Origin of the sequence: Collinsella sp. AM34-10 (assembly GCF_003469185.1) — a bacterium.
GTDB lineage: Bacteria > Actinomycetota > Coriobacteriia > Coriobacteriales > Coriobacteriaceae > Collinsella.
Window position 1 is genome coordinate 117,665 of the sequence record NZ_QSIL01000003.1, and the last position, 20,559, is coordinate 138,223.

General features: G+C 53.1%; 18 protein-coding genes. 15 read left to right on the forward strand and 3 right to left on the reverse strand.

Annotated elements, in window-relative coordinates; genetic code table 11:
* Positions 1–18: 18 nt before the first annotated feature.
* Positions 19–1,749 (forward strand): ATP-dependent endonuclease, encoded by a 1,731-nt coding sequence (locus tag DW823_RS03880; RefSeq protein ID WP_118080483.1) that lies wholly within the window; start codon positions 19–21, stop codon positions 1,747–1,749.
* On the forward strand, positions 1,743–3,560 hold the full coding sequence (locus DW823_RS03885; protein WP_118080485.1) for a UvrD-helicase domain-containing protein: 1,818 nt from the start codon (positions 1,743–1,745) through the stop codon (positions 3,558–3,560). Before DW823_RS03880 ends, DW823_RS03885 begins: the two co-directional genes overlap by 7 nt.
* A gap of 85 nt (positions 3,561–3,645) precedes the next feature.
* Here the strand turns inward: DW823_RS03885 and DW823_RS03890 are convergent, their stop codons facing one another.
* Positions 3,646–5,232 (reverse strand): DUF4435 domain-containing protein, encoded by a 1,587-nt coding sequence (locus DW823_RS03890; protein ID WP_147350649.1) that lies wholly within the window; start codon positions 5,230–5,232, stop codon positions 3,646–3,648.
* Positions 5,233–5,588: 356 nt separating this feature from the next.
* Positions 5,589–5,789, reverse strand: coding sequence for a hypothetical protein (locus DW823_RS03895; RefSeq protein WP_118080489.1), 201 nt, complete (start codon positions 5,787–5,789; stop codon positions 5,589–5,591).
* 114 nt (positions 5,790–5,903) lie between these two features.
* Between DW823_RS03895 and DW823_RS03900 the strand changes: the two genes are divergently transcribed.
* The 12 genes from DW823_RS03900 to DW823_RS03955 all read left to right on the forward strand — a co-directional run bounded on the left by DW823_RS03900 (position 5,904) and on the right by DW823_RS03955 (position 18,205).
* A complete protein-coding gene (locus DW823_RS03900) occupies positions 5,904–6,992 on the forward strand; it encodes an ATP/GTP-binding protein (protein ID WP_158567263.1) in 1,089 nt (362 codons plus the stop codon).
* A 53-nt stretch (positions 6,993–7,045) separates the two neighbouring features.
* The gene (locus DW823_RS03905) at positions 7,046–7,612 is read left to right on the forward strand and encodes a hypothetical protein (protein ID WP_118080493.1); all 567 of its coding nucleotides are present in this window, start codon (positions 7,046–7,048) and stop codon (positions 7,610–7,612) included.
* Between the two features lie 589 nt (positions 7,613–8,201).
* Positions 8,202–9,827: a reverse transcriptase domain-containing protein gene (locus DW823_RS03915; RefSeq protein WP_118080495.1), complete on the forward strand. Its 1,626-nt coding sequence runs from the start codon at positions 8,202–8,204 to the stop codon at positions 9,825–9,827.
* Positions 9,828–10,196: 369 nt separating this feature from the next.
* Positions 10,197–10,286, forward strand: a complete 90-nt coding sequence (locus tag DW823_RS10035; RefSeq protein WP_369831698.1) for an SEC-C metal-binding domain-containing protein — start codon at positions 10,197–10,199, stop codon at positions 10,284–10,286.
* A gap of 432 nt (positions 10,287–10,718) precedes the next feature.
* Entirely contained in the window at positions 10,719–11,282 is a 564-nt protein-coding gene (locus tag DW823_RS03920; RefSeq protein WP_147350650.1) for a hypothetical protein, read from the forward strand.
* Positions 11,283–11,398: 116 nt separating this feature from the next.
* Entirely contained in the window at positions 11,399–11,806 is a 408-nt protein-coding gene (locus DW823_RS03925) for a hypothetical protein (RefSeq protein WP_118080499.1), read from the forward strand.
* A 39-nt stretch (positions 11,807–11,845) separates the two neighbouring features.
* Complete coding sequence (locus DW823_RS03930) at positions 11,846–12,238, forward strand: helix-turn-helix transcriptional regulator (protein WP_118080501.1); 393 nt, start codon at positions 11,846–11,848, stop codon at positions 12,236–12,238.
* Positions 12,235–12,684: a hypothetical protein gene (locus DW823_RS03935; protein WP_118080503.1), complete on the forward strand. Its 450-nt coding sequence runs from the start codon at positions 12,235–12,237 to the stop codon at positions 12,682–12,684. The genes DW823_RS03930 and DW823_RS03935 overlap by 4 nt, the downstream gene beginning before the upstream one ends.
* A 230-nt stretch (positions 12,685–12,914) precedes the next feature.
* Positions 12,915–13,886: a LacI family DNA-binding transcriptional regulator gene (locus DW823_RS03940; RefSeq protein ID WP_233542987.1), complete on the forward strand. Its 972-nt coding sequence runs from the start codon at positions 12,915–12,917 to the stop codon at positions 13,884–13,886.
* Positions 13,887–14,070: 184 nt separating this feature from the next.
* Complete coding sequence (locus tag DW823_RS03945; protein ID WP_118080507.1) at positions 14,071–15,471, forward strand: PTS transporter subunit EIIC; 1,401 nt, start codon at positions 14,071–14,073, stop codon at positions 15,469–15,471.
* Between the two features lie 106 nt (positions 15,472–15,577).
* A complete protein-coding gene (locus DW823_RS03950) occupies positions 15,578–17,116 on the forward strand; it encodes a glycoside hydrolase family 32 protein (RefSeq protein WP_118080509.1) in 1,539 nt (512 codons plus the stop codon).
* Between the two features lie 96 nt (positions 17,117–17,212).
* A complete protein-coding gene (locus DW823_RS03955) occupies positions 17,213–18,205 on the forward strand; it encodes a PLP-dependent transferase (RefSeq protein WP_158567264.1) in 993 nt (330 codons plus the stop codon).
* Positions 18,206–18,339: 134 nt separating this feature from the next.
* Here the strand turns inward: DW823_RS03955 and DW823_RS03960 are convergent, their stop codons facing one another.
* The gene (locus DW823_RS03960; RefSeq protein WP_118080513.1) at positions 18,340–18,684 is read right to left on the reverse strand and encodes a winged helix-turn-helix domain-containing protein; all 345 of its coding nucleotides are present in this window, start codon (positions 18,682–18,684) and stop codon (positions 18,340–18,342) included.
* Between the two features lie 193 nt (positions 18,685–18,877).
* Between DW823_RS03960 and DW823_RS03965 the strand changes: the two genes are divergently transcribed.
* Complete coding sequence (locus DW823_RS03965; protein ID WP_055251158.1) at positions 18,878–20,389, forward strand: IMP dehydrogenase; 1,512 nt, start codon at positions 18,878–18,880, stop codon at positions 20,387–20,389.
* The last annotated feature ends 170 nt before the right edge of the window (positions 20,390–20,559 follow it).

Genomic DNA, 20,559 nt, shown 5'->3' on the forward strand with positions numbered 1-20,559 from the left:
TAACGGTTAGGAGGCTACATGAGGATCTCTAGACTGAGGATTGAGAACTATCGGAATCTCGATGGCGTAGCGATTAGTTTTGACGAGGACGTGACCTATATTGTCGGCGAAAACAACCTCGGCAAAACGAATGTGCTCGACTTGCTCAATACAATCTTCAATCAAGCGACGATTAGCGAAGAGGATTTCGCTAACATTGAAAAGCACTCAGGGGCTCTAGTTACTTTAAAGTTGGACGAGGACGAGATCGGAATAACGGGGCTCGACATCGATCCTACGACCGGAAACACTATTAGCGTCTGCGCCTTTGCTGACGATCCGGATTCTCGAATTGAATTTAAGGTCGAAGGGAGCGGAGAAAGTATTTCACCCTCTCTGATGCGATCCGTTCATATGTTCAGGTACTCTACTGCATCCTTTAATAGGGGAGACTTGGCGTTTGATGGTACCCGAGGTGTCGGCAAAGTTCTCTCCAAACGAATCGCGCTTTACCTGGATAAGGAGGGCAAAAAGGTCTCTGACTTTTTGGATGGGGGTGAGCTCGAAGGTCTGGTCGCTGATCTCGGCGCAATCGTTAGTAACGTTCCCATCCTTTCATCATATGGTGTGAGGACAGGCGTTGATTCATCGGATGGCGGAACGCTCGGAAGTTTGGTTACCTTGCTTGACAAGAGGGGCGTTCATTTTAATAAGGCAGGGGTAGGCTTGCAGTACCTTGCCATTGCCTCGCTCTCGATAATCGAGAGTATTATGCGTCTTTCGCCTAAACGCCTTCAAGAGAGCCTCTGCACGGATGACGACGGCAAGTGCGTGCTGCACGCTGTGCTGGCTTATGACGAACCCGAAGCTCACCTTCACCCGTATATGCAGAGGCGTCTCTCGAAGAGCTTGCATAGGATTTGCGATGGGAGGGACGACGGATTCAATGCTCTTCTAAAGGACTATTTCGGGATTGATTCAATCAAAGCTCAGCTAATCATGGTGACACATTCGCCAAACATTCTGGCTCGCGGCTATAAGAACATTGTGCGATTCGGGCAGGGCGAAGATTCGCCGAAGGTCGTGTGCGGTAGGGATATTGACCTGTCCGACAAGTTTGAAAAGCATCTTATGTTGAATTTTGAGTCAGTGCGTGAGGCTTTTTTCGCTCGGTCTGTTTTGGCTTTTGAGGGGCAGACGGAGTCCGGTGCCATTCCGGTGTTCGCCCGCAACCTTGGGATGGATCTGGATGATTATGGAGTTGTGCCAATCAGGGCTGGCGGGAAAAAGAACGTTGAGCCACTCTGTGAACTTCTGGGCAAGTTCGAGATTCCAAATTATTCCATTGTCGATAGGGATGATGAGCTGCAAGAAACTTCTGGAGACCATATAACGACAACCGGACGGGATTTTGAAGCTGAGGTTGTTGACGCGTTCTTCGCTAGCGATAACCAGGGTGCGTTTATTGCGCTTCTTGAGTCAATTGACCCTTTTCAGAGGGCAACTAGCATCAAGGGGAATTGCAGAGCTCTGAAAAACGCCCGAACTGTCTACGGCGTTAGCTTGCCGGGCGCTGAGTACGATTTTCGGGGGCCGGAGTTTGACGGGCAGTTCGCCGACAAGCCTGAATCGCGTGCGCTTATGTACGCATGGCTTTCATCGAACAAGGGCGTCGCGTCTGGCGTCGCCCTCGCGGAGGCTCTTGGTGCCGAAGGCGTTCCCGACTGTTACAAAAGTATTATTCGCAAGGCCGTGGGGCTTGAATGCTGATGAGCCAGACTGACTTGCTGGATAGCGTTGGGGCCGCGATTGAGGCGCGCTGTGGTGTAGATGCGTCGCAGCGCTCTGCGATTTTTTCACCATCGAAGAGGGTGTTCGTGGAGGCGCCGGCAGGCTACGGGAAGACCACGGTGATGACTGGGCGGGCTTGCTGGCTGCTGGCATCCGGCGAAGTCCGGCCGCCAAAAAAGATTTTGGCCCTGACCTTTAGTGTCGCCGCTGCGCGGAGAGTGCGAGCGGATTTGGGCGCCACTATGTCGACGCTTCCGGGTTCCGTGGCCAAGCGTTTTGAGGACAGTGTCATGGCGACTAACTTCCACGGCTTTGCTTGGGCCCTGCTGCGCAGATACTGGAGATCGCTCTTGCTCCCAGTAAGCGTTGACGAGCTTTCTATGGTCGATGATAGCCACGCCGTTGACGAGCTGGTTTCGCGAGGCGGTAAGCTTTTCTGGGATGAAAAGAATGTTTTCAGCAGCTTCCTCCGCTCCATGAGAAATGGTCAAGACGAAGACCTGAGACACGGCATACGCCCTTTTAATAGGATAATTAAGGATAGGTTCGCGTCGAACGGTCTCTTGCCGTACTCTGGAATGATCTCCCTTGCAATTGAATTGCTTGCCGATTTCTCAAAGTTGAGATCCTATCTGTCGACGGCGTATCCTGTCGTACTCGTCGACGAAGCGCAGGACACGAATGCCCTGTGCTACATCTTTTTAAAAGGCCTGCTTTCCGATGAATCAGGAATATGCATGTTCGGCGATCCTATTCAGCGTGTCTATGGTTTTATTGGTGCAATAGAAGGCTTAAAGACAAGGGCCACTACCGACCTGTGTCTATCGCAGCTGGAGCTCGAACATAATCATAGGTTTTCTGGGGGATCTATTGTCGGGGAGCTCGGTGCTGCGATTCGCTCCAACATAAAGGGTGTCATTGCCGGCGGTACGCCCCGACTTCCCATATTTGTTGGCGCTGCGCAGCAAGATGAAGCGACTGCCATCGTTTCGAAGGTCGCCACTCTCGCTCAAGGAGGTAGCGGTAGGATTGCGATTCTTGTTCGTAAGCGCGGTGCCCTGGCCAATCTCATCACTGACGAGCTGACTAAAGAGGAGATGCCATACTTCAACGGGCTTTTCTCTGATACAGACCCAGAGTTCATTGAATTCAATGCGTTTACTTTATCCAGGATTACCGATGCAGCGTCTGGAGAAAAGGGCGTCAGCCGGTCTGCTGCGGACAAAATAATTGACTCCGTCTCTGATGAACTGCTGACTGGCTCCAGGAGATTCGAGTATGGGCGGTCCTATGCCATGCTTCTTGGAGCGCTGCGGAAACACCTTAAAACTGACTGCGTCGCGATGGATCCGTCTGAGCGCTTCGACTATATCGTTAGCATCTTTTCCGAGGGCTCCCTGCGGCGTTTCTCCGATTACCTTGATGCAGGCATCTCGATCATGACCATTCACTCCGCTAAGGGGCTCGAGTGGGACACTGTTTTCATTCCGGGCGTTACGCGTTTCGATTGGCCTGGAGTGATTTGCTCTCGGTGCGAAAGAGCTGGATTATGCTCGCATTCTGCGTATGGATGCCGGATCGTTGATGCGATGAATATGCCAGACGGGCTTATTGAGGAAATGGGCCTGCTGTACGTCGGCGTCACTCGCGCCCGCAAAGCGGTATATGTCTCCGCTTCTATGCAGCGCAGGACAAATAACGGGAACTATCAGGTTGCTTGCCCCTCTTGCCTAACGTCTCTTCCAGGCATTGAGCCTGTAAGTTGGACGGTCATGGACGAGGAGGAGTGATCTGTGGCGGTATGGAGCGTGCCTACTGTTGGCGCGAGGTCCGGTCAGTGGCCTGGCCGGACCTCGCTGGGTGTGAAGAGGTCGTTCAGTGTGAAATATAGTGCCTTAGGGCTTCGGAAAGTTCGTCTCTCAGGTCGCCCTCCAACAAGGAAATTGCACGATCGACATAGATTTTGTTATCAATACCAAAGTAATGGCCAACGCTTGTTGCAAGAGACTTGTCGTTAAATAGCCCGAGAATCTCATTGTAATCTTGCTCTTCAATGGCCTGTTGATATCTGTTGTTAACGTCCTTTTCTATGCTCGCTATATCAATTAAAGATGCAATGCCGTCGGCAGTCAGCTGCTCATTATCCGAAATAGTTATTCCGGAAAGTACTTCCTTTACGCCTGCTACAAGCGCTTCCGATGTCTGCTTGCTTGTTTGTTTGCTGAATCTTTCAATTACATATGACTTAATACCGGAAAAGGTCTTGCCTGCATCGGCACCGAAACGCTGAGATAGAGCCTGGACCGCTTCTTTGGTGAGAAAGAGATTTTCAATTTCTGCGACCTTGAGGTGGAAAATGCCCTTTTCCTTAAGGGCGTTGAGCTGTTCCTCGGTTTTAAAGTCTCTGTCTATGATGCCCCAGGCCTTTATGGCATGAAGGCCTGGGGTGCGATTATATGCTTTCACATTATTGATGACCTGCTCGCATCCGCCGGAAGGGACTACATAGCAATTGGGGAAAAGCGCGGAATATATTCGTTTGTCGTAGCTTCCTTCGGTTCCCTCAACGAATAGGACCTCTTTTCTATTGCCAAGAAGCTCTATTAAGAGTTCCTTTGGAAGGTCACTATCGGGAAGGGTTTCTAATTCCCATTTGCTGCCATCGAAATTCTTAACCCAGATGATATCTGAGCTTCGATGTGTTGAGGCGAAGTTGACATCGTGGGTTATGTAGATAAAGAGGCAGTCTGGGCGCGACTGCTCTAGGGAAGTCCAGAGTCGCGCCATAAGCGATGGGTGCAAATGAACTTCAGGCTCGTCCATGATGATTATCTTGTCGTTTGGGACACAAAGTACTTGCGCGGCAAGATATAGCACTGAACGCTCGCCGTCGCTCATTTGCGTTGCGCTGTAGCGATCCGTTTTACTTTGTGAGTACGCGTAGAAGGCCGCGTCTTCCTGCTCGATCTTTCTTTGAGGAAAGACTTCATTCCAAATTACCTTAAGCTTATCTAGGGCTGTTTTCGGTAGAGGGGGCCTTTCTGCTGAAATAGACTCCGCATGTTTGCATTCATCAATAAACCGTTGGTTTTCAAGATTTACTTGTGCGATGAGGGCTGCTAAAACATCGTCAAAATCGTCAAGGAGCTTTGTTGTATAGCTTTCACCCCATCCCCATCGAACTTGTTTGTTCTCCTTATATTGGGAGCCGCCGTAAAAAACGTTATCTTCTGCTTCTGTAAAGCTTTTTAAAGGGACTCTCTCAGAAAAATTGATATCACGTTGCGCTGAGATTCTATGGACCTTTTCGAAATCTTGTTGCTCTATCCAAGCGCCGAGTTTTGATTTGCCAGACCCATTTGCTCCGATAATAACAACGGAGTTGACATGGGCAACACGGCAGGACTTTATGTTGTCGGTATTGGGTAGCCAATACTCATATTTTGGTCTGCTTTCTGTCAATTGCCTCACCCAGTTAATGACGATTTTGGACTGATTTAATAATATTATTACTAAGCCCGACGGCCTGATTAAGCCAGCTCTACATGACCATACTCTTCGATTTTGCAGCCAGGTCTGTTCTCGTCAGGTTTTAGGCGCCACTCGACCGGTTGCGATCCGATGATTCGATACTCGCGTTGATACACATATTTGGGCGTTTTTATAGTGAGGCTGCGCGTGATGTCTTGGAGTGCCTCATAGGTGGGGCGTGGAGTTGGGGCGCCATAGAAGACGGAACCGTGCAGAGAAGTATTATTACCAGAAGCGCTCTTCCGATTTAGTGGTCGCTCGGGGCGGCTGTGCCTCACAATGCCGATTCAGCCATCGGCGCACCTGAACTCCTCGATCATTCGCCCGGTAATCACGACGATGCTGACAACGATGTCGCTCTCTCGTACTGTGAACATGCAGTAGGTCGGTAAGATCCAGTTGGCGTAGATGTCCATCCCGTTCGCTAAAGACGCTTCCAATGGATCGTCCTGCTCGCCGGGCAGTAGGTTGACGATATCATCGTTCACGTTCCTGCTACTGCGCACTGGACAACCTGAGTTCGACCATGACGTCCTCTCCGGATCGTCTCCATGTTATACTTGCCGTAAAAACTTTACGGCAAGTATAACATGGAGGTCTCGATGCTAACGCGTTTTGAGGTCGAGGGATTCCGAAACTTCTACCATAGATTTACCTTCAATTTGACCGATGTCAGGGACTACAGATTCAACACGACGGCCATTGAGGGGGGTGTCGTTTCCTGCGGTCTTATCTACGGTAAAAACGCTGTCGGTAAAACAAATTTCTCCAATGCTCTTCTCGATATTTCAGCAAATGTGGGGCGTCGGACCTTCTATTCCAATAAAACTAATTACCTCAGCGCTGTTGATGGAGTCGCGTCAGCGCGCTTTGCTTATACGTTCCGCTTTGGAAATGACGAAGTCGTCTATCGTTACGAAAAGACTGGGATAACAGACTATCTTCGTGAGACAGTGGCTGTTAACGGCAAGATTGCATTTGATTACGACCACCGTGCAGGTAAAGTTCTTGATGGCGATTTGGCCTCTATTGGTGCCGATCGATTGAACTGGGAGTTCAAATCTCCCGGCATTTCTGTTTTGGCGTATGTGTGCAATAACATTCCTTTTGAGAGGGCAATGCCTCTTTTTAAGCTTTATACGTTTGCGCGGTCAATGGATGCCATTGGCGACACACATATGAACGACCGTAGCCTTGTCTCTACCATCGCCGAAAACGTTATTGCGAATGACTTGTTTTCTGAGCTTCAGGCTTTTTTGAATGACTTTGGAATTCGAGAACGCCTTACTGCGCGTGAAACGCCATCGGGTGATATCGCTTTGTACTTTGAAAAAAGTCGACTTATTCCGTTTGCAGAAAACTGTTCAAGCGGCACTGTTGCGCTACTGCGACTGTTTAATTATTTCCATGCTACAAGTGTGCCGTCCTTGCTATTTGTCGATGAGTTTGATGCGTTCTATCATCACGATCTCGCCGAGAAAGTCGTTGACTATTTTAAGTCCCAGACTGGACGCCAGGTGCTTTGCGCATCTCATAATACGGACTTGTTCAGCAATAAAATCCTTAGGCCAGACTGTCTATTCATTCTTTCGGATCACAATCTAATTTCCGCAGCTAATGCAACAGATAGGGAACTAAGGGAGGGGCACAACCTCGAAAAGCTCTATAAGGCTGGCGAATTCGATGTCTAGGAAACAAGTCCTGCTTATCGTTGAGGGTATAAAGCAAGAGGTTAAACTCTTTCATGCTTTTTTTGAGTGCTATGGCCTCGACATTGGCTATGAGATCGTTTCCTATTGATGTTTTGCTGATCTTTGACTATGAGCTCCAAGATAATAGGTTCTCGCCTGAACGGTTGGAGGAAATGCAACGTTACTTTAACGAGAGCACAGACAATGGCAAGCTCTACGTTAACTATCCAATGGTCGAGGCATGTAAGCATTTTCTGAAAATGCCCGACGTGGAATATCTGAAAAGAACTGTTTCCCGTGAAGACGCTCTGAAATACAAGTCAATCGTTGGCAATGCTTCTAGATACCAGAGTTTTGAGAGGCATTTTATTAGGCCTGACGTTGACGATATGATAGAGCTTACTGCCATCAAGGCGCTTCGGTTGTGCGGCCACAACGGCGAGGCCGGTTATGAGTCTGAGTATAGAGATCTTGACCATGAGACAATCGTTAAGGCGCAAAACGATACTTTGCGTTTGGCCGATGAGGTGTGGGTTCTTGGTACCTGCCTGCTATTTATTTTGGATTACTCAACGGCTCTTATTGATTTCGCGGGAATCGAGTCGAAGCTACTTGGCTAGATTTCTGGACGCTGCAGTTTCGTCTAATAGACAGCACGAAGCTCCAGTGCGAGCTGGGCTGGAGGCCGCCGCACACCGACTTCCCCGAGGGCCTGAGGGCCACCATCGACTGGTACGTCGCCAACGAGTCCTTGGTGGCGCCCGGCCAAGGAGGCCACCAAGGCCCGCTACCGCGCGCGGGGGCAGTAGGGGATGTGGTGCTGGCGTTTGAGCTCTGGCTTATAGGACAAATAGTGTGCTCACATTGGGGGCGTCGGTGCTGGTCGATGTCCCCTTGACTATTTGAATTCTATGCCCGTTTTAGCTATTCGAACAGAATGTGTGTCCGGTTTACATTGTGTGTAAACCTCCGAACGATAGGGTATTCGTCAATGTTGAATGATTGATCAAAAAATGAATCTTAAGGTGATCAATAATCATTTATTGGCTATTGCTATTGATTAAATGCTGTAAAATTAATTGAATAGCCGGTTCGAATTCGCGATTGCGCATCGCAATCGATAGTGCATTGTCTGCACATCATGTCTGTTACGTATCCATTTATATGCGGTTCTACGGAGGAGCCGGCTATTAAACTAAGGGTTAGCAGATGGTTGATGAACTTCAAACTAAGAAAGAATTAGCCGACTTTCTAAACTTATCTCTGGATAAGTTGGACTATTTTGTTAGTGCGGATTCATTTTATTCCCTGTACCGGCATAGACTGGTTCCCAAAAGAAATGGTGGTTTCCGAGAACTGCTGATTCCGAGGTCTGATCTCAAAAGAGTTCAAAGAATAATCGCCAAACAACTTGAGAAGCATTATAAGCCGCTGCCTTGTGTTCACGGCTTTGTTAGGGGCCGTTCAATTCGAACAAATGCGGACATTCATGTTGGTTCGCAGGTAATTGTCGGATTGGATATTAAGGACTTCTTTCCATCTATTTCATCTAAGCGGGTTTACGGTCTCCTTAAATCTAAGAAACTTGGACTCTCTTCCGAGGTTGCGTTTTGCCTATCACGGCTTATTTCGACACCAAAGGGACTTCCTCAGGGAGCTCCTTCGTCACCTATTATTTCAAATATGATATGTCTCGGCATGGATAAGCAGCTTATGCACCTGTCTCGTGAGTACCATTATCAATATTCTAGATATGCTGATGATCTCACCTTTTCGTTTGAAAGTTCATATTGGTTTTATCGCCATTTCTATTCGGACAGGAAACTTCGCATACCTAACAAAATTAGAGTTGCGATCACCGAATTTCATGGCAATAAATCGTTTGAGATTAATGAGAACAAATCTTTTTACAGCTGCAATTATTCAAGACAGGTAGTTACGGGCGTTGTTTGTAATAAGAAAACAAATATAAAACGTGAACAGTACCGTCGTCTTCGATCAACGCTTCATCGCTTAAGTATTGGGGATGAGGAGGGGGCGATGGGTTGTTATTATGGTAAGTCTAGTAGCGATCTTTCCGAAGAAGAGAAGGGAACGTTTCGTGCCTCACTCAGGGGTAGTTTGGATTTCTATAAATCGCTTCTAAAAAATCCATGGTCTTCAGGCCCTCTTATGCGTTTGGGCAGTCTATATAATCAATCAAAAGTAGAAGGAGACTCTGTATTTCCAATCGCGCTTCATCAAGATTCAATTCTCTATCTTGAGGGCATTAATTCTAAGGATGAGCCATTTGAGGGATTGGGATTTTATCTACCTAGCTATGGGCTCCTTACGGCATGGCATGTGATTTCCGACGCCGTTTTCGATGATAGGGAAAAGCGAAACATAGGCGTTAAGAGCTCGGCGAAGATCTCGCTGGGAATATTCAGCTTTGGTAAATCGACCGTACAGACAGGTAGACATGATGCCGCAATTTTAAACGACGTCCCTCCAGAGATTATCCAATCCTTCCCTAGGGTTTCGGTTAGCACTGATTTACCCTCTAAGGGCGATAAAGTCTTTGCGTACCAACTTCATCATTCAGAAAACGGCTTCCGCTTCGATTTGCTTGATGGAGAATTGCTTGAAATTGGATCTCCCAGTGAGGAAGGCACTCTTTGCTATACGAACTGTCTCTTCCAGCACGGGATGAGCGGTGGTCCTGTATTTAATGGCATGGGTAAGGTTGTCGGAATCGTGCATTCGGCAACAGAAGATGGGAAATGCGGTTCATTTTTGCCTTTGAGGGATTGCATCAATTCAACCGAGGTGTATGGAATCTGGAAAACATTTTAGACCCTATTTTGCTTGTGGTTCGATGCGTTCGAGTGGGTGTCGATCTCGCTTTTTGCGCATTTTAAAGCCCATGATATCTATTTCGTTGCTTTGCTTTTATTGTCCTTTGTGCCCATCCTATTTCAATAATTGTGATTATTTGTCAAGTGACGATGTGGGTTGCGGGGAATGCCACTTTGTGATTTCGCCTAATGGTCTCCTGTTAGCTGTTCACCTCGACATATCTCGTCGAATGGTTAGATTGCGTTGCTGGGAATCATAGAATCCAGACTTGATGAGCTCTCGGAGCATGATGTTGTCCATACGGCCGAATACGTTCCATCATTGGCGGATGCTCGAAAGCGCTGCATTGGGAAGCAAATTGGAAGATTGTTTGACAGGAATGAATCCTGCCCTTGTAGCAGCGGTAAAAATCTAAAAGAAGTTGCGGTAGATCATTTATTCGTACTTTGGCTTTAGTTGGCTTCGCGTGTGGCCGCCTTCGCCGTCCGCCGACTACAAAAATGATTTACACCGAATTGTTCACTTGTTTCTATTTGCCTGGATATGCTTCGGATTCAACCTCGATACATTAATAGTATCTGCTACCAGGCTATTTCTGGCGCGCCTCTATTGGCTTTCCGTATGGGTCGGAGCGGTCATGTCAGCCGTTTTGTCCAACCATCATCGTCGTCGTCACATTCTGCTTGTTGCTGTGGCCTGCGTATGTGTTTTGCTGGGCGGGCCTCCTTATGTCGCGGGTGCGGATAGCCTTACCATCGCGGGGCAGTCCTACGACGAGCCGGGTGTCTCGGGCCCCGGCTGGGCGGCGCGCGCGTTGTTGCTGCTAGCGGCGGATCGGGCGAGGACTGCCGCTTCTTTGGCGTGTACGCCTCCGATGGCCGGTTTGTCGTGGATGCCCATTGGGTGGATGCGACCGGCGCCAGCGCGGACGTTGCCTGCAAGAGCGGCTCGCTTGCGTCTGCACTGTTTGTGTCGCCGACGGTCGGGGCCTTTGGTAGCTCCAGCGTGTTTGACGTCAGTGGGGTCGTTACTCAGCATGTGGTAATTGAACCCACAGGCGCCCAGCCGTCGGCGGGGAAGACCCAGCCCAGTATCGATGAGCCCACCGGTGGCAATCCCGCGGGGGATACAAGGCACGGTAGCGAAGAAAAGCCCGGTGATGAGACCAAGCCCAGCGAAAACCCGCCCCCCACGCCTGATTCGTCGCCCAAGTCGGACGCCAAGCCCGCGCCCGCGTCCATCAAGACGCCTGCGACCAAGACCACCAAAAAGACCAAGCCCGCAACAACTCAAGCCGCCGCGCTCCCTAAGACCGGCCACGGTGACTGGGCGGTTGCGTGCCTTGCCTTCGTCTTCCTAGGTATGTTGTTGGCCACCATAAAAGTTCGGGCACTTCGCGGGGGCCTTATTTGCCAATGTAGTTTCTACCGCCTCTTTGCCGCATTTCTCTGAGTCAATAATGCAGATTGCTTGAACACGGCTTGGGGCTTGCCATGTATTTGAATTTGACTAAACTTAACTTATAAGTTAATCATATTTGGTTTCATCTGAAGCGGAGGGGGTGGCCTTTGGCTAGTGACTATGAGCTTGTCGAATATGCTGATCCCGAGGGACGACCTTTTTGGGAACTAACCACCTCCCCTGAGAACTCTCAGTTTCAGAAGATGATGTCTGATCCTAAAACGAAGTTTACCGCCCGTAAAATGATCAATCAGATTTCAAAAATCTATGATTACGGGCTAAAGGATGTCACTGGAACGTCAAAGCTTCGATGTATCGAGCCTAAGATTGGGCTATACGAACTCAAGGGTTTTGATGGGGTTAATCGAGAAATGGTCTACGCGATTTGCCAAGGCGTGGACAAGATTGTTTTGCTTTTTTGGTTTAAGGGCCATCAAGGCTCGGGAAATATTTCCAAAGAAATTAAACGCGCAAAACAGTTGGCCCCGATAGCAAAGCAGCTTTTGGAGTCATAGCGTCGGCTTTTTTGCCCGCTTACGAAACGGAGACTTGTAATGGTTAAGGTCGATTTATCAGACTTTTACGCGGAAACGGAAACGAGCGAAACCCGTGCCTATGAGCACGCACTAGATATTGAGTTTATTGTTCATCGCGAGATGCAGCGCTCGGGCTTGAGTAAAAGCGAGCTGGCAAAGCGTATGGGCGTGAGTCTTCAGTCGCTTTCGAAATTGTTGAATTCTCAGCCCAACATGACGCTGAAAACAATCGCAAAGTTTGAGCTTGCGTTGGGTATCAAAATCTTTCCTCAGGTCATTTCCAGTTATTCGAATGAGGCGCCGTTTTCTTCGTCTAATAATTCTGTCCGAGAACAATGGTCTTCATTTAACAGCGACTGCTCGGCTAAACGACTGAACTTTGAGATGATTCCGGGAGGTTTGGCTGCATGAGCAAGGATTTCATTGCGCCTATTCAGATTGTTCATTTGTTTGTTGTCGACTCAACTTTTCATATTGAGAATGAGCCCTCCCAGAATATGGATTTAAAAGTTGACGTTAGCTATCAGGACGTCCATCTATTGAGGAACAAGGCGGGCGAGCGTGCAGACTTAAAGCTGTATGTGTGTGGCAGTCTGATTGATAGAGACGATGCAAAGGAAAAAATGCGCGCTGATGTGACGGTTGCTATTTCGGTGTCAACAAAAATGCCGTTCGACATTTCAGACGATGAAGCGCGCCGTTATCTTCTCTCTAATGCGATTTCCATGGCGTATGGTCACGCTAAGAGCTATCTGATGGTCGTTACTGGACTTTCGCCCATGGGGGCTTTGACGCTGCCGGCAATTCTTCCTTCGGAATTGGCAGCGGACAGCGATGCGTCTTTCCAAAGTGAGTAAGTTGTTCTCGAGTTGGATTTTGCCTGCCACTGTGTGCAAATGTAACGGGGTGCCGAATCGGTAGTTTGACTGATTCGGCATTTATATTTCGAAGTTTCTAGTTGAAGCCCTGCGATGCCCGTGCTACGACAGCTAAATTGACCGTGACGTCCTGTCTTGCGACACGCATGTAGCTCCGCACGGGTATCATGGTGAAAGCGATTTCAACGACAGGGGTGCTCGTGGTAAAGATGAAAGATGTGGCCGAGCTGGCCGGCGTTTCGAGCGCCGCCGTCTCGCGCTACCTCAACGGTGGATATATCTCGACGGACAAGGCCGAGCGCATTAAGAAGGCGATTGAACTGACCGGATACGTGCGGTCCAGCCAAGCTCGCGCGCTGCGCACCGGTTCCACCAAGCTCATCGGCGTCATCGTGCCCAAGATTAACTCGGAGTCCGTGAGCCGCATTACCGCCGGCATTGGCCAGGTGCTCGGTCGCCGTGGCTACCAGATGCTGCTTGCCAACACCGACAACGCGGCCGATCGTGAGCTCGAATACCTCGATTTATTCCAAAACCACCCGGTCGATGGCATTGTGCTGGTGGCAACTATGATTACCGACGAGCACCGTCGGGCGATTGAATCGTGCCGCGTGCCCATCGTGCTGATCGGCCAGAATGTTGAGGGCGCGGCGTGCGTCTATCACGACGATTACGAGGCCGCCTTTGAGCTGGGCCATGCACTTGCGGGTCGCGTGGACGGCAAGATTGCCTATATTGGAGTTACCGAAGAGGACCGCGCGGCCGGTTATGACCGCCGTCGCGGTTTCGAGGCTGGCTTGCGCGCCGCGGGCGTGGCACTTGATCCGAGCCTGATTCGCCAGGGGTCCTTTACGCTCGATTCGGGCTATGGTGCGGCGCGTGAGCTGCTTTCCGTCGCTCCCGATGTTTCATTTATCGCCTGCGCGACCGACACCATGGCGGCGGGCGCGCTGCGTGCCATCGATGAGGTTCGCGGCATGGGCGAGGGCATACACCGCGTGAGTGGTTTTGGCGACAATGCGTTTTTGCGCGCGCTGACGGGCGGCATTCCCACCGTGCATTATGGCTACCTGACCAGTGGCGTCGAGGCGACCAATATGTTGCTCAATACGCTCGATGGCGAGGAGGGGGAGAGCGGTCTCAAGACGCTCAAGCTCGGCCATCAGCTTATGAATGTATAGGTTTTGGGCACGTCTGTCTGCCTCTAAGTCGCCTTGTTTTGCCGTAAAACTACCATTCACCGGCTTTTTCCTACCGTTCACCCTACTATGAAAACGATTGCAGACATATCAAACTGAAATCGATTACAGTGTAAGTGTCAAAGATGGCCGGGTGTAAATGCGCCCGTTGGAGGAAAGGGAAGTCATGGACTACCGTAAATCAGCCCAAGAGGTGCTCGACAACATCGGCGGCGCCGGCAACGTCGTTTCGGCTGCGCACTGCGCCACGCGCCTGCGCCTGGTGATTGCCGACAACGCCAAGGTCGACAAGGAAGCCCTCGAGAATATCGACGGCGCTAAGGGCGTCTTTGAGGCCCAGGGCCAGCTGCAGATTATTTTTGGCACCGGCACCGTCAACAAGGTCTACGAGGAGTTCATCGCGCTCAGTGGCGTTGAGGCTGCTACCAAGGCCGAGGTCAAGGAGGCCGCGGCGCAGCAGCAGAACATCTTTATGCGTGCCATTAAGGTGCTCGGCGACGTCTTTGTCCCCATCATCCCCGCCATCGTGGCTTCGGGCCTGCTGCTGGGCATTATGAGCGCCCTCAACTTTATGGCCTCCAACGGCTTTATCGCGCTCGACACCAATAACTTTATCTATAAGATCGCCGACCTGGTCTCGGGAACGTCCTTTGGCATTCTGCAGATCCTGATCGGCTACTCCGCCGCCAAGGCCTTTGGCGCCAACCCGTACCTGGGTGCCGTCGTCGGCGGTGCGTTCATCAACTCCTCGCTGCAGAGCGCTTACACGGTTGCCTCCGAGGGCGTTCAGACCATGGTCACCGTCATCCCCGGCGTGTACAGCTTTGAGTGGGTCGGCTATCAGGGCCACGTGATCCCCATCGTTATCGCCTGCGCCATTCTGGCCTTCCTCGAGAAGCGCCTGCACAAGATCGTTCCCGAGATGTTCGACCTCTTTGTGACCCCGCTCGTCTCGGTGTTCGTGACCGTGCTCGTGACGCTCGTTGCCGTCGGCCCGATCTTTGTCTGGGCCGAGAACGCCATCCTTGGTCTGATCCAGGCCCTGCTGACCCTGCCCTTCGGCATCGGTTCCTTTATCGTCGGCCTGTTCTATGCCCCCACGGTCGTTACCGGTATCCACCAGATGTACACCGCCATCGACCTGGGTCAGCTCGCCCAGTACGGCGTGACCTACTGGCTGCCCATCGCCAGCGCCGCCAACATCGCCCAGGGTGGCGCCGCACTTGCCGTTGCCTTTAAGACCCGCGATGCCAAGATCAAGGGCCTGGCGCTTCCTTCGGCTCTGTCCGCCTTCATGGGCATTACCGAGCCTGCCATCTTTGGTGTGAACCTGCGCTTCTTTAAGCCCTTCATCGCCGGTTGCATCGGCGGTGGCTGCGGCGCCCTGGTCTGCGCGCTCACCTCGCTGGCCGCCTCCGGCACGGGCGTTACCGGTATCTTCGGCATCCTGCTGTGCCTGGCCCAGCCCGTGCAGTACGCGATCATGTTTGCGGTCGCCGCGCTGGTTTCCTTTGCCGTCTCGTTTGTCCTGTACAAGGACGAGCCCAAGGCTTCCGAGCAGGCCTAAGAGTTTTTGATTGAGGGGTGCCCGCGGGTTGTATGCTCGCGGGCGTTTCCCGTATCTGGTGCCGATCTCTGGCGCCTTGTTACTTTCGATCCGTTAGGACTTTGATATGTCTAATGCCCTTGGTCGCGACCTTGCAAAGCTGGTCGCCGCTGTTGACGCCGCCGCCTCTGAGTGCGGTCATGGCGCGTATGGCCAGCGCTTCCACATTATGCCGCCGGCGGGTTGGCTTAACGACCCCAACGGTCTTTGCCAAGCGTGCGGCGTGTTCCACGCTTATTTTCAATATGCGCCGTTTGATGTCGAGGGCGGCGTTAAGGTCTGGGGTCATGCGACGAGCCGCGACCTTATGACGTGGGACTACGTTGGCGCCCCGCTGCTGCCCGACGAGCCGTTCGATTGCCACGGTGTGTATTCGGGCTCCGCGCTTGCCGAGGACGGTCGCATTCGCGTGCTGTATACAGGCAATGTGAAGCTATCCGATGCGGACGGGACGTACGACTACGTCAATACCGGCCGTCGTGCCGATACTGTTTACGTCGAGAGCGTTGATGGCCTTGCCGGTCGGGAGTTCAGCCAAAAGCGCGTGGTACTGGCGTCCGATGATTATCCCGAGGATTTGACCTGTCATGTGCGCGATCCCAAAGTGTGGCGTGACGCGGACGGGCGTTATCGTATGGTGCTGGGCGCCCGTCGTCGCGTGGATGGGCCGCATGTCGATAGTCGATTTTGCGCTATGCACGGCGAGGGTGCCGGGCGCGATGTGGGCGAGATCTTGGTGTATGGCTCGGCCGACATGTTGAGCTGGGAGCTCGAGAGCCGTGTGTCTACGCCCGAGCGTTTTGGCTTCATGTGGGAGTGCCCAGGTTATATTGAGCTCGATGCGAATGGCGATACCGCTGCATTTTTGTCGTTCTCGCCCCAGGGCCTTGAGGGCGGTCGTTGGGACCGCGGCAATGTGTATGCCGCTGGCTACATGCCTGTATCGGGCGACATTACGGGTGGTGACGGTGCCTATGAGCTGGGCGAGTTCCGCCTGTGGGACGCCGGTTTTGACTTCTATGCGCCGCAGGAGTTTACGTCCGAGGACGGTCGCCACATTTTGATCGGCTGGATGGGCATGCCCGATGAGCCGACCTATGGCAACGATCCCACTGTGGTGTGCGGCTGGCAGCACTGCATGACGGTGCCGCGTGAGCTTACAGCCGGTGACGGCGGCGTGGTGCTGCAGCAGCCGGCGCGCGAGATCGAGCGCCATTATGCCTCGGTGCGTGTGGGGGAGGGCTCGTTGGAGGTTGCCGGCGATACCTGCTTTGACGTTGTTGTTGACGGTGTCGATGGCGCGTTCACCGCAACCGTTGATGGCGAGCTGAAACTGGCGTTTATGCCCGCCGAGGGCGAACTGCCCGCGCGCTTTGAGATGCGATTTACCGATGAAGGTCGCGCTTCTGCCGGCTGCGGTCGTACCGTGCGCTGGGAGCCCGTCGACGAGGTTCGTAACGTGCGCATTGTCGGCGATGTCTCGTCGGTCGAGGTGTTTGTGAACGATGGCGCGCTCGTGTTTTCGACGCGCATCTATCCCGAGGCCTATGGCGTGACCGTTGACGCCCCGGGTGCGAGCGTGAACTATCACATGCTCAACATCTAGGCGATTCGTCGCATATCGGCGCTATACTGCAGCCGTTACCCACGATGCGGGGAACACCCGCATCGTGGGTTTTTGCTTATGAAGGGACGGTGCCGCGTGGATGTACAGCAGCTAGAAGAGGCCTGGGCTTTGAGGTCCAGTGCGCGCGAGGCGGGTCTTGTTGCGGCCCCGCATGTGCCGGCGGCGCTGTCGCTGCTGGGTATTGTGCGTCCCGGTGACCGTCTGGTGGCCTTTGCGGATGACTTTGCCGATGCGTTTGCGCACGGCTTTGAAGGCTGTGATGTTGTGCTTGTGGACCCGCCGTCGGTTGCGGCGTTTACTGCCGCGTCCGAGGATTTTGATGCTTCGTTTGATGCCGAGGGGCCGCACCTGTGGTGGTTTGTGAACTCTATCGGCGGATTTGGTCTGCGCGTGCCCGACCTTCGCGCTCTGGGTCGCGCGGCTCGTGAAGCCCGCGCGCTGCTTGTTGTGGACAACACCGTGGCGTCGGCTTTTGGCTGCGATCCGCTGCGGCTGGGTGCTGTGCTGTCGCTCGAGGCGCTCGACCGCGTGTGCGCCGGTGATGCTTCACGCAAGTTGGTTGCCGTATCGGTTGCGCGCTCGCAGCTCAAGCGCCATCGTGTGGATGCTGCTGCCGAGTGCGCGTATACCCTGCTTGAGGGGTGCGGCTCGTCGGCGCTCGACCTTTCTACCGAGGAGGCCGACGTGCTGGAGCGCGGGCTTTCCTCGTTTAACACCCGCATGCAAGCGCATTTCGACCGCGCCCGTGCGCTGACCGAGTATCTGGCCGCCAACGAGATGGTGCGCAACGTGTGCTATCCCGGGCTGAACTCGCATCCCGACCATGCGGTTGCAACGGGAATCCTCGAGCATGGTTTTGGCCCGGCAGTTGAGTTTGACCTTATCAAGCTTAGCGCAGGAGAGCTGTTCGACGCTTTGCCGGGGGAGTTTCGCACATCGCCTGCCGGCGGCGCAACGACGCGTCTTTCGGCCCCACGCGGCAAGCAGGGGAGCACCATCCGCCTCTTCGCCGGTACCGACAACCCACTGGTTGTAGCGTCAACCCTAGACAACGCCCTTCGCAACTAGCTAAATCATCCTCAACTCCATAAGTTGCGGTGAAATAGGGATTGATTTACGGCTTTATCGGCATAAACAGTCCCTATTTCACCGCAACTTATGAGAAGGGGTTGTGCAGCTAAAAAAGCCCCGTCCCAAATTAGCTACTTTTTGATGCTGGCGATGAGGTCGTTGGCTTTGGTGGCGATGACGTTGTTGATCTCGCTCTGCAACGTCTCGTAGACTTCGATGGCTCGCTCGCCGGCGGGGGTGAGCGTGGATCCGCGGGCGCCGTCGCGCTCGATGAGTTTGCATCCCAGCTGGCCTTCGGCTTCGTTCACAATGCGCCAGGCCTTGGAATACGCCATGCCCATGCTCTTGGCGGCACGGTTGAGTGAGTGCTCGCGGGCGATACCTTGCAGCAGCAAGACGCAGCCGTGGCCGAAGACGCCCGGCAGATCCTTGTCGCACGCTTGAATGACCAGCTTTGCTGTCGTCTTGTACTTCATACGCTCCACGTCTCCCCGCTAAAGTGTTTGCTGGGCAAACGCAATGCCAGCGTCAAACCCTCGTGTGCTCTTCTTAAATCATGCATTGTAGCAGTCAAAGTGCGTTAAGATACTTCCCCAGTATTGGGCGCCCAAGGTTGGGCTGGGTCCTACGAGGCCTGCAGCCGACCGGTCGCATGGAAAAAGGAGAAACATGGCTACGTTCTTTCCCGGTGAGTCCCACACGTTTTCGGAGTATCTGCTGGTCCCTGGTTACTCGTCCTCGCAGTGCATCCCCAACAACGTCTCTCTTAAGACGCCGCTAACCCGCTTTAAGCGCGGTGAGAAGCCGGCAATCACCCTGAACATCCCCATGGTTTCCGCCATCATGCAGTCCGTCTCGGGCGTCGACATGGGTGTCGCGCTCGCTACCGAGGGTGGCCTGTCCTTCATTTACGGTTCCCAGAGCGCCGAGTCCGAGGCCGCTATGGTCAAGGCCGTCAAGGATCACAAGGCTGGCTTCGTTCAGTCCGATTCCACGCTGACCCCCGACATGACCATGGAGCAGGTCATCGAGCTCAAGGAGAAGACCGGTCATTCCACCATGCCGGTTACCGACGACGGCACTCCCAAGGGTAAGCTCCTGGGCATCGTCACCAGCCGTGACTATCGCCCCAGCCGCGATGACCACCAGACGAAGGTCTCCGAGTTCATGACCCCGCGTGAGCAGCTCATCGTAGGCGACAAAAACATCAGCCTCAAGGTTGCCAACGACGTCATCTGGGACAACAAGCTCAACGCTCTGCCCATCGTCGACGACAATGATCACCTCATGGGCATCGTCTTCCGCAAGGACTACGACAGCCACAAGACCAACCCCAACGAGCTGCTCGACGGCGACAAGCGCTACATGGTCGGCGCCGGTATCAACACCCGCGACTATGCCGAGCGCGTGCCGCTGCTCATCGAGGCCGGCGCTGATGTCCTGTGCATCGACTCTTCCGAGGGCTTCAGCGAGTGGCAGAAGCGCACCATCGAGTGGATCCGCGCCAACTACGGCGAGGATGTCAAGGTCGGTGCCGGTAACGTCGTCGACGCCGAGGGCTTCCGCTTCTTGGCCGACTGCGGTGCCGACTTCATCAAGGTCGGTATCGGCGGCGGTTCCATCTGCATCACCCGCGAAACCAAGGGCATCGGCCGTGGCCAGGCCACCGCGCTGATCGACGTCTGCCGCGCTCGCGACGAGTACTACGAGGAGACCGGCGTCTACGTACCCGTGTGCTCCGACGGCGGCATCGTCTACGACTACCACATGACGCTCGCCCTTGCCATGGGTGCCGACTTTATGATGCTGGGCCGCTACTTCGCCCGCTTTGACGAGAGCCCGACCGAGCGCGTCAACGTCAACGGCCAGTACATGAAGGAGTACTGGGGCGAGGGTTCTGCGCGTGCCCGCAACTGGCAGCGCTACGACCTGGGCGGCGCCGCGAAGCTCAGCTTCGTCGAGGGTGTCGACTCCTACGTTCCCTATGCCGGCTCCCTCAAGGACGGCGTGGGCGGCACGCTCTACAAGGTCAAGTCCACGATGTGCAACTGCGGTGCCCTCTCGATTCCCGAGCTCCAGGAAAAGGCACGCCTGACCCTGGTAAGCTCGACCTCAATCGTCGAAGGCGGCGCCCACGACGTTGTCGTGAAGGATTCTCAGCAGAGCGTTTCCTATCGATAAGCGGCTTTCCCAAGAACCGCACCTTGCCGTCCAAACCGTCGCTCGCGTACCAAAGTACGCGTCGCTCCTCTTTCACGGCAATCTGCGGCACTTGGAAAACCCGACCATATTTGGGCGGGTAACAATTAGCGGTTGATTCACAACCACGTTATTTAGATAAAGCGAGATGC